Raw genomic sequence first — 14757 nt, 5'->3', positions numbered from 1 at the left:
CCTGCCGTTGACGGCCGCCCAACGCCGTTCGGAACACCGGCCAGCGGGGCGTTCCCGCTCCCCATGCCATCGGCGCTCTGGCGCTGGCCATGGAACCTTCCCCTTATTCGAACAACCAGCAAGCCCAGCAGGTGCTGCCCAGTCCCGTGCGCCTGTGCTGCGGCATTGGCGCGCCTGGGGTGTTGGTGAGCGACACAAGGGTGTCGGAGTCAATCTGCAATGGCGTTTCCACGACGTCATTCGAGCGGCGGGCAGGGAGCCTGCCAGGGCCATTTCGCAACACAACTAAGGAAGGTCGAAGTGAAGCAAGTCAAACGCAAGGATGGCGCTGTGCTTGGGCAGGAACGGGGATGGTTGACCCTGGCTCCGGCACTGTTGGGTTGGGTGGCGCTGCTGGGCACGGCCCAGGCGGCGCCCTATGTGGAGAACGGCCGTCGGGGCGACGCTGGCAGCTGGCGCAGCGCCGAGTTCAAGGCCGATTGGGGCCTGGGGGCGATTCATGCCGACAGTGCCTATGCCGCCGGTTACAGCGGCAAGGGCGTCAAGCTGGGGATCTTCGACCAGCCGGTGTATGCCCAGCATCCGGAGTTCGCCAGCCCGGGCAAGGTGCTGACCCTGATCACCAGCGGCATTCGCCAGTACACCGATCCCTATATTCCGGTGCGGGCCGGCGATGCCTTCGTCTATGACGGTCGCCCCTCGGTGGGCTCGGACGGCAAGCTGGGTTCTCACGGTACTCACGTCGGCGGGATTGCCGCCGGTAACCGCGACGGTGGGGCGATGCACGGGGTGGCCTTCGACGCCCAGATCATCAGTGCCGACAACGGCGACCCCGGCCCCGAGGACGGCATCATCCTCGGCAACGATGGCGCGGTGTACAAGGCCGGCTGGGACGGCCTGGTGGCCATCGGCGCGCGGATCATCAACAACAGCTGGGGCATCGGCATCACCGATCGCTTCAGCAAAGGCGGGCGCGATCCGGCGTTCCCGCACTTCACCCTGGATGACGCCCGGGCACAGTTCGCGCAGATCCAGCCGCTGCTGGGCAGCTTGCCGGGCGGCGCCTACGACGGGGCCATCGCCGCAGCCCGCAGCGGGGTGCTGACGATTTTCGCCGCCGGCAACGATTACAACCTGAACAACCCCGACGCTATTGCCGGGCTGGCCTACTTTGTACCGGAGATCGCCCCCAACTGGCTGACCGTGGCGGCCTTGCAGCAGAACCCCGACACCAGCAGCGCCGATCCCTACGTCATCAGCACCTTTTCCTCGCGTTGCGGCTACACCGCGAGCTTTTGCGTGTCGGCCCCCGGCACGCGGATCTACAGCTCGGTGATCGGTGGCACCAGCCTTGCGAACATGACCCTGGGCTATGCCAACAAGAACGGCACCTCCATGGCCGCGCCCCATGCGGCCGGTGCCGCGGCGGTGTTGATGGAGCGTTTCCCCTACATGAGCGCGGCCCAGGTCGCCAGTGTCCTGCGCACCACGGCCACTGACCTCGGCGCCCCGGGCGTCGATGAGCTGTACGGCTGGGGGATGATCAATCTGGACAAGGGCATTCGCGGGCCGGGGATGCTGGTGACCGAGGCGGACATCCCCGAGGCGCTGCGGGTCCAGGGCGGCTACGGCTCGTCCCAGTTCGTCGCTGACCTGCCGGGCTATGGCGCGTTGCTGGATGCCGGCAAGCCGACCCAGCGGCGCTGCAATGACATCAGCTGTGTGCTGGATATCTGGAGCAACGACATCAGTGGCCACGGTGGCCTGACCAAGCAAGGCGTCGGCACCCTGGTGCTCAGCGGCGCCAACACCTACGCCGGGCCGACCCTGGTCAACCAGGGGCGGCTGGCGGTCAACGGCTCGCTGCTGTCGGCGGTGACGGTGAACGCTGGTGGCATCCTCGGCGGCACGGGCCGCGTGGGCGCACTGACCGCCAACCCGGGCGCGATTGTGGCCCCGGGCAACTCCATCGGCACCTTGCATGTCAGCGCCGATGTGAACTTCCTCCCGGGTTCGACCTACGCGGTGGAGGTGTCCCCCAGCGGCAGCGACCGGATTGTCAGCGACGGCCAGGCAACCCTCGGCGGGGCCAGCCTGGCTCTGGAACTGGAAAACCCGGGATTGTCCCTCAATGCACAGCGGGTCCCGAGCCTGGTGGGGCGGCAGCTGGATATCCTCCAGGCCGCCAATGGCGTGCAGGGCAGCTTTGGCCCGGTGCGGTCCAACTCGCTGTTTCTGGGGGGCAACCTCAATTACAGCGCCGGCGGTGTGCAGCTGGCGGTGGCGCGCAATGCCACCTCGTTCAGCAGCATCGGCCTGAGCCCCAACCAGCGTTCGGTGGCCGATGCTGCCGAGCAACTGGGGGCGGGCAACCCGGTGTATGAAAGCCTGCTGCTGGCCGCCAGCGCGGCCAGTGCACAACAGGCCTTCGAGCAACTGTCCGGGGAAATTCATCCGGCCGTTGGCAGCCAGTTGCTCAATGACAGCCGCTACCTGCGTGACGCGATGGGTGAGCGGCTGCGCCAGCAGGGCGGGGACGCGGTGCCTACCGTCAAGGGCGGCGAGCAGGGGCTGTGGCTCAAGACCCTCGGCGCCTGGGGCAAGGCCGACGGCGGCCAGGATCGAGCCGGCTACACCCGCTCCATCGGCGGCCTGCTGGCCGGTGTCGACGGGCAAGTGGACCCGAGCACCCGTCTGGGCGTGTTCACCGGCTACAGCGACAGCTCGCTGAGCATGGGCGATGGCCGGCATTCTTCGGCCAGCATCGACAGCTACCACCTGGGTGCCTACGCCGGACGCGAGCTTGCACAACTGCGCCTGAGCCTGGGCGGTTCCTACAGCTGGCACCGCATCGCGACCCGGCGCGAGCTGCAATACGACGAGGTTGCCGATCGCCAGAAGAGCAAGCGTGATGCCCGCAGCCTGCAGTTGTTCGGCGAGGCGGCGTGGCACCTGGATCTGCAGCCCATGGCCCTGGAACCCTTTGCCAGCCTGGCCTATGTGCAGGTGGACAGCGAGCGTTTCAAGGAACACGGCGGCGCCACGACACTCAAGGGCGATAGCGACAATCGCGAGGCCTGGCTCTCGACCCTGGGCATGCGTGCCGGCAAGCAGTTGCAGTTGTCTTCCGGGCAGACTGTGGAACTGTCCGCTACCCTCGGCTGGCAGCACAATCTGAGCGCCACCGGCGCCGATCAGCATCTGGCGTTTGCCGACGGTGGACAAAGCTACAAGGTGCAGAGCCTGTCACTGGACCGGGATGCAGCGGTCGTCGGTGCACGGGCGGGCATTGCCCTGGGTCGACAGACCCGGGTCAATCTGGATTACAACGGGTTGCTGGGCAGCCGTGACCGGAACCATGGGGTCGGCTTGACCCTGGACTGGACTTTCTAAGACCCAGGCAACGGATGTGCAAGGTGTTGTACAGGTCCTGCGGACCCGGAAACGGGCTTGGAGGGCCTGAGCTTTCTCTGACAATTCCAACAAAAGAGAGGCAATACCATGGGTGTCTTTGACTACAAGAACTTCACCGCAGCCGATTCCAAGGCGCTGTTTTCCGATGCGCTGGCGATCACGCTGTACTCCTATCACAACCTCGACAACGGCTTCGCCGTGGGTTACCAGCACAACGGCTTCGGCCTGGGCCTGCCGGCAACCCTGGTCAGCGCATTGATCGGCAGCAGCGATTCCCAGGGCGTCATCCCTGGCATTCCCTGGAACCCGGATTCGGAACAGGCCGCCAAGGACGCGTTGCACCAGGCCGGGTGGTCCACCCTCAGTGCCCAGCAACTGGGCTACAGCGGCAAGGTGGATGCCCGGGGCACCTTCTTCGGCGAGAAGGACGGCTATGGCACGGCCCAGGTGGAGATCCTCGGCAAGTACGATGCCCAGGGTCACCTGAGTTCCATCGGCATCGCCTTTCGCGGCACCAGCGGGCCACGGGAGTCGGTGATCGGCGACACCATCGGTGATGTCATCAGTGACCTGCTGGCCGCTCTGGGACCCAAGGACTATGCGAAGAACTACGCCGGTGAGGCCTTCGGCAAACTGTTCGCCGATGTGGCGGCTTTTGCCCAGGCCAATGGCCTCTCGGGCAAGGACATCCTGGTCAGCGGTCACAGCCTGGGCGGGCTGGGGGTCAACAGCCTGGCGGACCTGAGCGGCGAACGCTGGTCCGGGTTCTACAAGGATGCCAACTACATCGCCTATGCCTCGCCGACCCAGAGCGCCAGCGACAAGGTGCTGAACATCGGCTATGAGAACGACCCGGTGTTCCGCGCCCTGGACGGCTCCAGTTTCAACCTGTCGTCCCTTGGCGTGCACGACGCCCATCAGGATTCGGCCACCAACAACATCGTCAACTTCAACGACCACTACGCCTCGTCGCTGTGGAACGTGCTGCCGTTCTCGATCCTCAACATCCCCACCTGGATCTCCCACCTGCCCACCGGCTACGGCGATGGCCTGACCCGGGTCCTGCAATCGAAGTTCTACGACTTCACCAGCAAGGACTCGACCATTGTCGTGGCCAACCTGTCGGACCCGGCCCGGGGCAGCACCTGGGTCCAGGACCTGAACCGCAACGCCGAAACCCACAAGGGCAGCACCTTCATCATCGGCAGCGACGGCAACGACCTGATTCAGGGTGGCCGCGGCAACGACTACCTGGAGGGCCGCGACGGCAATGACACCTTCCGCGACGATGGCGGCTACAACATCATCCTCGGGGGCAAGGGCAGCAACACCCTGGACCTGCAGCACTCCATCGGCGACTACAGCTTTGCCAGCGACGGCGCCGGCACCCTGTACGTGCGCGATGCCAACGGCGGGATCAGCATCACCCGTGACATCGGCGCGATCCAGAGCAAGGAGCCGGGGTTTCTCTGGGGCCTGTTCAAGGACGACGTGCTGCATCAGGTGACCGACCAGGGCTTGCAGGTGGGCGCTCAACTGACCCACTACGCCTCGTCGGTAAAAGGCGATGCCGGGGACAACCTGCTCAAGGCCGGTGCCGGCGGCGACTGGCTGTTCGGCCTGGACGGCAACGATCACCTGATCGGTGGCCGGGGCAATGACGTGTTTGTCGGTGGCGCCGGCAATGACCTGATGGAGTCGGGAGGGGGCAACGACACCTTCCTGTTCACCGGTCATTTCGGCCAGGACCGCATCCTCGGCTACCAGAGCGGCGACAAACTGGTGTTCATGGGGGTGAGCGGGGTGCTGCCCGGCCAGGACTACCGGGCCCACGCCAGCAGCAGCGGCCATGACACGCTGCTGACCTTTGGCCAGGACACGGTGACCCTGGTGGGAGTCAGTCTTGAGCAGCTCAACGGCTCGGGCATCACCATCGCCTGATGCATCCGCGGCGCGGGGGCCGGCACGGGCCCCGCGCTGTCCGGACGGGAAAAAGTGACCTGCTGGTCAAGCGACGACTCCAATATCCTTAAAGCCGCCGCCGGTTGACCCGTTATTACAGCAACCCAGGGTTCTGTGGGGGCCGGACAGCAACGGATTCAAGGTAATGGCAGGAGAGTTTTGACTGTGAGCAACACCAAGAGATGGGCGAGTGCCGGGGTGCTGATGGCCCTGTGGACGGGGCTGGTCGCCGCCGAGGAGTTGCCTCGCAGCTCGATTCTGCAACGTTACGGGGTGAGCGTGGATCAGTTGCCGGCCGGTCAGCCGGCGCCTGCCCAGTCGCAGCCGGCGCCTGCCAGCCGCTTCAACCTGCAGCCCGAGCCACCGCTGGTCGATCTGCGCCTGGGGGACGGCACGGCGCCGCCGAGCACCGGCAACATCAGCATCGACAACGCCGAGGCGCGCGAGCGCGAGCGCTGCCAGCAAGTGCGTGACCAGTTGTCCAAGCGAGGCAAGCCTCTGGGGATTTCCTGCACGCCAGGGCAGGGCCCGTTGCCCTGGTCGCCCTGAAGCGCGGGAGCTGCATCATTTTTCCTGGCGGACCGTGGCCACATCGTCCGCCTTGACCCGTACGGTCTTGCCGGAAATGTCCTGGAATTCATAGAAACCATCCGCGGTCCTGGTCTTGGGCTGGTCCCGGGTCAAATACTGGGTGCCGTTCTGCAAGGTCACCACCGTGGGCGAGGCGCAGCCGGCCAGGGTCAGGGCGCCGAAGGCGGTCAACAGCAGTCCCAGGTTCTTCACATTCATACAGACCTCTCATCAGGGGGTGTCCCCGTTGCGGCGGACACTATAGTCATGGCCCCTTGGTGTAGTGAAGACGACGAAAGTTCGCCGGGTCATTGGAAAAATCTTCGTCCCGCCATTTATCCAATAGTGTTTGCCAGAGCGGGGCGCCGGCTGTTATCTGTACGCATAACCAGTATCGATCCAGCCGTGGCGTGTTTGTTCAGTGACTTCCAACCCCCTCGAAAACCCCCTCTATTACCTGTGCAACTTCCAGCAAGTGCTGAACTGGCTGGAGCAGCGCTATGCCGATGTGCTGACCCCCGAGGAGCAGCGCTTCATCACGGATTTCGCTGCCTTGGCCGAGCCGTCCCAGGCCTTGCTGGTGCGCATGGTGATGCGCAAGGGCCGGCATTTTCGCCTGAGCAAGCTGAGCTACCCGGAAATCGCCGACAGCGCCGGGGCCCTGTTGCCGTTGCTGGCGCTGGGCTGGGTCGACGAGCAAGCGCCGCTGACCCTGGATGAGCTGTTCGGCCTGTTGCAAAAGGCCGAGATCCTGCAGTGCTTCAGCGACCGGGGATTGTCGGCCAAGGCCAAGAAGAGCCAGTGGCTGGAAGCGCTGCAGGCGCTGTCTCCGCAGCCTCGGGCTTTCGGCCAATGGTGTTCTGCACTGGCCGACCGGCTGCTGAGCCTGACGGTCATGCCCTTGTGCGATCGGTTGCGGCTGATGTTCTTCGGCAACCTCTATCAGGACTGGTCGGAGTTCGTGCTCGCGGACCTGGGGATCTACAGCTACGAGAAAGTCGAGATCAGCGCCGATGCCCGGGGCCTGCGCAGTCGCGACGATGTCGACGGTTTCATCTACCTGCAGCAATGCCAGGAGGCCTTCGAGGCCGGCGAGCCGCTGCCGGCGGTGCTGCCGCGTATCGTTGCGTTCAGCAGCGCCAACGCCTGGCTGGAGAAGCGTCGCGCCAAGCTGCTGTTCCTGCTGGGGCAGCATTGCGAACGCCAGGCCGACTGGCCGCTGGCCCGGCAGATCTATCAGCAGTGCAGCTACCCCGGGGCGCGCTTGCGGCTGATCCGGGTTCTGGAGCTCAGCGCCGAGTATCGAGCGGCCCTGACCCTGGCCGAACAGGCCGCGGCAGCGCCCCAGAGCGCCGCCGAGGCCCAGCAGTTGCTGCGGGTGACGCCGCGCTTGCGGCGCAAGCTGGGCGGGCCACCGGCGTCCCGGGCGGTCAGCCGCGAGGTGGCGCGACTGGACCTGAGCCTGCCTCGGGACGCCAGCGGGTTGTCGGTGGAGCTGCAGGTCCAGGCTCATCTGCATCAGCCCCAGGCACCGGTGCATTACGTGGAGAACAGCCTGATCAACTCGCTGTTCGGGCTGCTGTGCTGGCCGGCGATCTTCGCGCCCTTGCCGGGGGCGTTCTTCCACCCGTTCCAGCGCGGGCCGGTGGATCTGTTGAGCGAGGACTTTCACCCGCGGCGCAGCGAGCTGTTCCAGGCGTGCCTGGAGGAGCTGGAGGATGGCCGTTACCGGGACAGCATCCGTCAGCGCTTTGTCGCCAAATGGGGCCTGCAATCGCCTTTCGTGTTTTGGAGCGTCTTGAGCCAGGAACTGCTGGAACTGGCCCTGGACTGCCTGCCGGCCGAACACCTGAAACACTGGTTCCAGCGGCTGCTGCTGGACATCCGGGCCAACCGCGCCGGCATGCCGGACCTGATCCAGTTCTGGCCCGAGGAAAAGCGCTACCGGATGATCGAGGTCAAGGGCCCGGGGGATCGTCTGCAGGACAACCAGCTGCGCTGGCTGGACTTCTGCCAGGAGCACCAGATGCCGGTGGTGGTGTGCTACGTGCAGTGGCAGGCCCCGTCCTCGTGAGCTATCGCGTCGCGGTGCGAGCCCTGTGTGAGTTCAGTGCCAAGACCGGCGACCTGGATCTGCGCTTCACCCCGTCGCCCAGTGCGCTGGAGGGCATGCTCGGGCACCGCACCGTGGCGGCCCGGCGCAATCCCGACTACCAGAGCGAAGTGCCCCTGGAGGGCCGATACGGTGAGCTGCTGGTCAGGGGGCGGGCGGACGGCTACGACCCGGCGCAGAACCTGCTGGAAGAGATCAAGACCTACCGTGGCGATCTGGCGCGCATGCCGGACAACCACCGGCAGTTGCATTGGGCCCAGGCCAGGGTCTATGGCTGGCTGTTGTGCCAGAGCCTGCAGTTGCCGAGCCTGCGGGTGTCGCTGGTGTATTTCGACGTGGCCAGCGAACAGGAAACCGCCCTGGTGGAGGAACACAGTGCCGCGGCATTGGAGGCGTTCTTCAAGCGCCAATGCGCGGTGTTTCTGCAGTGGGCGCAGCAGGAACTGGCCCACCGTCAAGCCCGGGACCAGGCGACCCGCGCCCTGAACTTTCCCCACGCGACGTTTCGCCAGGGCCAGCGGCACCTGGCCGAATCGGTGTACAAGGCGGTCAGCACCGGCCGCTGCCTGCTGGCCCAGGCCCCCACCGGCATAGGCAAGACCCTGGGCACGATTTTCCCCATGCTCAAGGCCATGGCCCCGCAGCAGTTGGACAAGCTGCTGTTTCTCACCGCCAAGACCCCGGGGCGGCAGTTGGCCCTGGATGCGGCGCGGGTGCTGTTCGCCGGACAGGCCGGGCTGCCGTTGCGGGTCCTGGAGCTGGTGGCCCGGGACAAGGCCTGCGAACACCCGGACAAAGCCTGTCATGGTGAGTCCTGTCCCTTGGCCAGGGACTTCTACCAACGCTTGCCGGCGGCGCGCCAGGCGGCCAGCCAGGTGCCGATGCTCGACCGCCAGGCGCTGCGCCAGGTGGCCCTGGAGCATCAGGTCTGTCCTTACTACCTGAGTCAGGAAATGGCCCGCTGGAGCGATCTGCTGGTGGCCGACTACAACTACTACTTCGACTTCAGCGCCTTGCTGTACGGCCTGGCCCAGGCCAATCAGTGGCAGTTGGCGGTGCTGGTGGACGAGGCGCACAACCTGGTGGAGCGCGGGCGCGGCATGTACAGCGCAAGCCTGGATCAGCAACAGCTGGCCGCCGTGCGCCACACTGCGCCCCAGGTGCTCAAAGGCGCCTTGCAACGCCTGAACCGAGAATGGAATGCCCTGCACAAGGAACAGCTCGCGCCGTATCAGGCCTATAGCCAGTTGCCCACGGCGCTGCTCAGGGCCCTGGCCCTGTGCGTCGCGGCCCTGGGTGACTACTTCAACGAGCAGCCCCAGGGCCTGGACGCCGGCCTGCAGGGGCTGTACTTCGAGTTGCTGCAGTTTGCCCGGGTGGCGGAACTGTTCGATGAGCGGCAGTTCATCTTCGACATCAGCAAGCGCGCCCTGAGCGCCAAGCGCAGCCTGTCGCGCTTGTGCCTGCGTAATGTGGTGCCGGCGGCGTTGTTGGGCCCGCGACTGAGCGCGGCCCGCAGCACCGTGCTGTTTTCTGCCACCCTCAATCCCGAGCGTTACTACCGTGACCTGCTGGGCCTGCCGGACAGCACGGTGTGGCTGGAGGTGGAGTCGCCCTTTGCCGCCGCCCAGTTGCAGGTGCAGATCGTCAGCCGCATCTCCACCCGCTATGTGCACCGGCAGGCGTCGCTGGCACCGATCGTCGAGTTGCTGGCCCGCCAGTTCGCCGCGCGGCCGGGCAACTACCTGGCGTTCTTCAGCAGCTTCGATTACCTGCAGCAGGTGGCCGAGCTGCTGGCCCGGGAACACCGGCACATCCCCCTGTGGTTGCAGTCCCGGGGCATGGATGAAGCCTCGCGCCAGGACTTTCTCCAGCAGTTTCGCGCCGAGGGGCAGGGCATAGGCTTTGCCGTTCTGGGCGGGGCGTTCGGCGAAGGCATCGATCTGCCGGGGACGAAGCTGATCGGCGCCTTTGTCGCCACCCTGGGGCTGCCCCAGCTCAACCCGCTGAACGAGCAGATGAAACAGCGCATGGCGGCGTTGTTCGGTTCCGGCTACGACTACACCTACCTCTATCCGGGCTTGCAGAAGGTGGTGCAGGCGGCGGGGCGGGTGATTCGCAGCCAGACCGATCGTGGCGTGCTGATGCTGATTGACGACCGTTTCGCCGAGTCCCGGGTGCGGCAGTTGTTGCCGGGGTGGTGGGCGATCCAGGCCGAGGGTGCGGGGCCGGCTGAGGTGGAGCCGGCGGCAGGGTTTGGCGGGGAGTGACGATCAGCGGCGGGGGATGGCGCTGTCACTGGTCCCGGTGGACGCGGACAAAGCGGCGCAGGGTCTGGCCCGGCCCGGTGCTGAAACGGGTGGGCCGCGGTTGCCCCTCGTCGGCGGCGATGAACACGAACTCATCGGCGCTCAGTTGGTAGCTGGCCGGCAAGGGCTTGCCGGCGTCGGCTCCGATGGAATCGACCCAGGTGATGGACTTGGGCTGGGTGCTGCTGTCGAGGCTGAAGCTCCCCGCCAGCAGGGTGTCCCCGGCCACCGTCACCACGCGAAAGCGGTTGCCTTCGATCAGGGTCAGGGCGCCTGGCGCGCTGTGCTCGTCCGGTGGGTCGAGTACGCCGCTGTCTTCCATCGAGATCTGTTCCCAGGCGCCTTGCAGCGCCTCGAGCTGCAGCAGGTCGGCGTGCTTCAGGGGGGACGAACCATCCATTTTCGGGGGCTTCCTTATGACGATCAGTTGAAGATGTTGCGGCCAATGCAGTAGGTCAGCAGGTCCTGGTCGCTCTGCACGTCCAGCTTGCGCATGGCGGAGATCTTCTGGGCACTGATGGTTTTGGAGCTGCGGTTCTGGCTGCGGGCGATGTCGCTGACGCTCTTGCCGGAAACGAACAGCCGCAGGATCTCAAATTCCTTGGGCGACAGGGTGGAAATTCGCTCGTCGATCGCCACATTGGATTCCATCACCGAATGGGAGGCCGGCTCCAGGCTGCGGTACACGCCTTTTTGTGCGATGGCCTTGAGGGCGGTCTGGATCTCCTCGTGCAACTGGCTTTTCTGGATCACGCCCACCACCCCCAACTCGCGCAGGCGGGTGAGGATCAATTGATTGGAAATCATGGTCAGGATCAGGATCTGCAAGTGCGGGAAGTTGCGCTTGAGGTACTCCACCAGCTTCAGGCCATCGCCGTAAGGCGAGTCTCCGGGCATGTTGTAGTCGGTAATCACAATGTCCACCGGCCGGGATTCCAGCTGCTGGATCAGGCCTTTGGAACATACCGCTTCACCGACAATTTCGAAGCGGTCGTCGCGCTCCATGAGCTCGCGCACGCCGAGCAAAACAATAGGGTGATCGTCAGCAATGACTACTTTCAGTTTTTCCATGGCAAACACACCCGTGTAATACGCAATTTAGTAAAGAAACATAAGACTGACGGTACATTAAACCCTGCCACCCATTATTCAAGGGGCAGCAGAAGTTCCGACAAGTGCTGCATCAGTTGCCTGACTTGGCCCTCCAGAATCGGATTCAAAGTGTTTTCCAGCAATTGGCACTCCAGCTCGGCGCAGGCCTTGGCCAGGATGCCGGCCTGCACCGCGCCCATGGCCCCGGCGATGCTGTGCAGGCGCTCGGCGGCGGTCCGGCCCGAGCCGGTTTCCAGGGCCTTGGCCAGGCGTTGCAGGTCGTCGCGCATGGTGCTCAGGAACAGCGGTCGCATTTTCTCCGACACCTGTATCCGCTGCTCGGCCGGAGCCGGTTCCCGGGGCTGCAGCGGCTCCACCGGCCTGATGGTCGCGGGCGCTGCGGTGTTGCTGTCAGGCACCGGGCAGAGCTTTTCCAGTTGCCCGCGCAGGGTCTGCAGGGTCATGGGCTTGACGATCCAGGCACTCATGCCGGCGGCCAGGCAACGGCTGCCTTCCTCGCGCAGGGCGTTGGCGGTGACGCCGATGATCGGCAGCTTCGGCTCGCGTCGGCGCAGCTCCCGGGCCAGATCGTAGCCATTCATGAGCGGCATGTTGACGTCGGTGACGGCAATGTCGAACAGCTGGGGCTGCCATTGTTCCAGGGCCTGTTCGCCGTTGGACGCCAGGGTCACCTGGCAACCCAGGGCTTCGAGTTGTTCCTTGATGATCGTCTGATTGAGCGGATTGTCTTCCGCCACCAGAACATTGAGCGCCAGGTGGCGCAAGGTCCCGGGGGCGCGTTGCAGCAGGTCCAGGGGTTGTCCCTGGCGGGCCAGCGCCGCGGCCTGGGCGATGGCGCGGATATCGTGGGCGTCGACCGCCCATTGCGCTTGCGGGTGGTCCCGGTGACCCGCCGCTCCGGCGGTGACACAGGGACCGGGCCAGCCGGGCTGACTGTCACGGGGCAGCATGTCGATCAGCACCGTATTGCGCGGTTTGTCGTCCGTGCACAGAGGCACCGGAAAGGCTTGCAGGCCGAGGCGGTTGAGCCATTCGCAGGTGCTTTTCTGCAGCTCCGGCACCGGCGCCCGGACATACACCGGTGGCCCCTCGGGCAGCGGCGCGGCGCCTGGCAGGGCGCCTGCCAGGCACGGCAGGCTCAGGCGCAGGGAGAAACTGCTGCCCAGCCCCGGTTCGCTGATCACCTGTATGTGTCCACCCATCATCTCGCTGAGACGCTGACAGATCGCCAGCCCAAGCCCGGCACCGGCCTCATTGGAGGCGTCGCGGACCTGGTAGAAGGGGGCGAACAACTGCGGCTGCTGCGACGGCGAGATGCCGATCCCGGTGTCGGTGACTTGCCATTCGATGCTGGCCAGGCTGTCCTGCTGCGCCAGCACCCGGACTCGCAGCACCACCCGGCCGCTGTCGGTGAACTTGATGGCGTTGCTCAACAGGTTGTTGAGAATCTGCCGGATGCGCCCGGCATCCCCGCGCATCAGGTTTGGCAGGCTCGGGTCGATGCACGCGTAGAGCAGCAGTCCGCGGCGTTCGGCGAAGGCCGCATAGCTACGCAGCGCGTCTTCCACCAGGTCCAGTGGGCAGAATTCCACGGGTTCGATGCTCATCTGGTCGGACTCGATCTTGGACACGTCGAGCACGTCGCTGATCAGTTGGAACAGGTTGCTGGAAGAGCGCTGGATGGTTTGCAGGTATTCGCTCTGGCGCGCGTCGAGCGGGGTCAGGCCCAGCAACTCCAGGGTGCCGAGCACGCCGTACAGCGGGGTGCGGATCTCGTGGCTCATGGTGGCCAGGAACAGAGTCTTGGCCTGGTTGGCCGCGTCCGCCGCGAGCCGGGCCTGTTCCAGCAGTTGCGCGTCCTGCACATGCGCGGTGATGTCATAGAAGGTGCACAGCAGAACGTCCTGCCCCTGGTAGCGGGTGGCGACCAGCCCCACCTGCAAGTGCCGGCCTTCGATCTCGAGGCAGGTTTCGCCGCTGTCGCTCAAGGGCGGGTCGCGCTGCAGCATGCTCAGCAACTGGGTCGTGCCTTGCCACTGCACGGCCTGGCGATTCTCCATCAGCACCTTGAAGTCCTCACGGCGCACCACGCACAGGCCGGTGGGCGCGGTATCGAGCACCACGCGGCTGAAGGCCTCGCTCTCGGCAAGGGTCTGGTGCGCCAGTTGCGCCGGAGCCACCACCCGGTCGCGGTACCAGCGGCTGGCGATCCAGCCACAGACGATCGCGCCCAGGGCCAGCGCCGGGAGGCCCAGCAGCAGCCACAGGGCATAACCGAGATAACTTTTGTAGCTGATGCTGTAGAGCCCGGTCCAGAGCGCCGGAGTCGGGCTGGTGACCTTGAAGACCATGCCCCGCAAGCCGAAGTTCGGGCCTTCGCGCAATGCCTTGGCCGCAGGCAGGGAGCCGCTGAGGACGCTGCCGGAAGGTTCGATGAGGGTGAAGTCGTCGTAGATCGACCAGTCCATGAGGCGCTCGATGTCGTTGATCTTGTCCAGATTGAGCAGCGACGCCACCATCATCCAGCTGTTGGCGCCATGCAGCTGCAACGGCTGCGGTCCGAGGTGCAGATTGACGTAGGCCAGCAGCTTGGGCGCGACGTCCAGTGACTCCGGGAGCCTGTAGGTTTGCCAATGCACCTGTTGGTCCCGCGGGTCGCTGTGCTTGACCTTCAGTTGCCGCAGCACCTGTTCCATTTCGCCGTCATGGGAGCCGTTGCCCTGCCACGGATTGCCGCGCGCCTGGCGCGCCGCCGGCAGGCTGATGTCGTAGTTGCCGAAGCTGTTGAACAGAAAGGTGCGGGGCGCGTGATAGGGCGACGTGGACCAGAAGGCGTTGTAGAAGGTCGACAGCTGCAGGCCCAGGGCGAAGGCCTTGGGCAGTTCGTTGGCGGCCTGCGGTTGAGAGTCGAAGCTCGGGTCGAAGGGCGTCAGCAACGGCGGCTGGGCCTGGGAGAGGTCATTGGCGTCATGGGGCAGGGGCTGCTCGGCAGCCAGCGGCGCTGCGCTCGCTTGACGGGAAGCCAGCTTCTGCAGAAACAGTTCCTGTTCCTGGATGTTTTCCATCAACCGCGCGAAATGCAGCCTGACGCTGTTGTGCTGTTCATCGATCAGGCGCTGGGTGGTCCAGAACAGTAGGGCGAACAGCAGCAGCGCAAGGCCCGCCAGGGTCAGCAGGCCCTTGTTCAGGCGAATCGAACTGCGAGTCAGATTCTCCATCAAGGTATTGCGGTATTTCATCACTGAATTCCCAGATACGTAGAAGGGCCCCGCGTTC

General features: G+C 65.3%; 9 protein-coding genes. 5 read left to right on the top strand and 4 right to left on the bottom strand.

Annotated elements, in window-relative coordinates:
* Window positions 1–300: 300 nt before the first annotated feature.
* The 3 genes from ACMGG8_RS20200 (at window position 301) to ACMGG8_RS20190 (ending at window position 5925) form a co-directional block, all read left to right on the top strand.
* Window positions 301–3393, top strand: a complete 3093-nt coding sequence (locus ACMGG8_RS20200) for an autotransporter domain-containing protein (RefSeq protein WP_414158279.1) — start codon at window positions 301–303, stop codon at window positions 3391–3393.
* Window positions 3394–3501: 108 nt separating this feature from the next.
* Window positions 3502–5355 carry a polyurethanase gene (locus tag ACMGG8_RS20195; protein WP_060839150.1) on the top strand — a complete coding sequence of 618 codons (1854 nt, stop codon included), beginning with the start codon at window positions 3502–3504 and terminating at the stop codon, window positions 5353–5355.
* A 186-nt stretch (window positions 5356–5541) separates the two neighbouring features.
* The gene (locus ACMGG8_RS20190; protein WP_414158278.1) at window positions 5542–5925 is read left to right on the top strand and encodes a hypothetical protein; all 384 of its coding nucleotides are present in this window, start codon (window positions 5542–5544) and stop codon (window positions 5923–5925) included.
* A gap of 15 nt (window positions 5926–5940) precedes the next feature.
* Here ACMGG8_RS20190 and ACMGG8_RS20185 read toward each other — a convergent pair whose 3' ends face one another.
* Window positions 5941–6165 carry a YgdI/YgdR family lipoprotein gene (locus ACMGG8_RS20185; protein ID WP_060839152.1) on the bottom strand — a complete coding sequence of 75 codons (225 nt, stop codon included), beginning with the start codon at window positions 6163–6165 and terminating at the stop codon, window positions 5941–5943.
* Window positions 6166–6367: 202 nt separating this feature from the next.
* Here ACMGG8_RS20185 and ACMGG8_RS20180 point away from each other — a divergent pair, with 202 nt between their 5' ends.
* On the top strand, window positions 6368–8020 hold the full coding sequence (locus ACMGG8_RS20180; protein WP_414158277.1) for a VRR-NUC domain-containing protein: 1653 nt from the start codon (window positions 6368–6370) through the stop codon (window positions 8018–8020).
* The gene (locus ACMGG8_RS20175; protein ID WP_414158276.1) at window positions 8017–10329 is read left to right on the top strand and encodes an ATP-dependent DNA helicase; all 2313 of its coding nucleotides are present in this window, start codon (window positions 8017–8019) and stop codon (window positions 10327–10329) included. Before ACMGG8_RS20180 ends, ACMGG8_RS20175 begins: the two co-directional genes overlap by 4 nt.
* 25 nt (window positions 10330–10354) lie before the next feature.
* On the opposite strand, the gene ACMGG8_RS20170 is transcribed toward ACMGG8_RS20175, so the two are convergent.
* From ACMGG8_RS20170 to ACMGG8_RS20160, 3 genes are all read right to left on the bottom strand, one after another.
* On the bottom strand, window positions 10355–10768 hold the full coding sequence (locus tag ACMGG8_RS20170; RefSeq protein WP_414158275.1) for a TIGR03067 domain-containing protein: 414 nt from the start codon (window positions 10766–10768) through the stop codon (window positions 10355–10357).
* Window positions 10769–10791: 23 nt separating this feature from the next.
* On the bottom strand, window positions 10792–11439 hold the full coding sequence (locus ACMGG8_RS20165) for a response regulator (protein WP_060839156.1): 648 nt from the start codon (window positions 11437–11439) through the stop codon (window positions 10792–10794).
* Window positions 11440–11513: 74 nt separating this feature from the next.
* The gene (locus tag ACMGG8_RS20160) at window positions 11514–14720 is read right to left on the bottom strand and encodes an ATP-binding protein (RefSeq protein WP_414158274.1); all 3207 of its coding nucleotides are present in this window, start codon (window positions 14718–14720) and stop codon (window positions 11514–11516) included.
* Between the last annotated feature and the right edge of the window lie 37 nt (window positions 14721–14757).

The sequence above is a fragment of the Pseudomonas sp. BNK-45 genome (assembly GCF_047456255.1).
In the GTDB taxonomy this organism is placed as follows: domain Bacteria; phylum Pseudomonadota; class Gammaproteobacteria; order Pseudomonadales; family Pseudomonadaceae; genus Aquipseudomonas.
The sequence above is the reverse complement of the archived record's forward strand: the minus strand, read 5'-3'. Positions and strand labels throughout refer to the sequence as shown.

Bases quoted from the DNA above. Each gene is read 5' to 3' on its own strand.
- ACMGG8_RS20195 (WP_060839150.1), top strand. From the start codon at position 3,502: ATGGGTGTCTTTGACTACAAGAACTTCACCGCAGCCGATTCCAAGGCG.
- ACMGG8_RS20185 (WP_060839152.1), bottom strand. From the start codon at position 6,165: ATGAATGTGAAGAACCTGGGACTGCTGTTGACCGCCTTCGGCGCCCTG.
- ACMGG8_RS20170 (WP_414158275.1), bottom strand. From the start codon at position 10,768: ATGGATGGTTCGTCCCCCCTGAAGCACGCCGACCTGCTGCAGCTCGAG.
- ACMGG8_RS20165 (WP_060839156.1), bottom strand. From the start codon at position 11,439: ATGGAAAAACTGAAAGTAGTCATTGCTGACGATCACCCTATTGTTTTG.
- ACMGG8_RS20160 (WP_414158274.1), bottom strand. From the start codon at position 14,720: ATGAAATACCGCAATACCTTGATGGAGAATCTGACTCGCAGTTCGATT.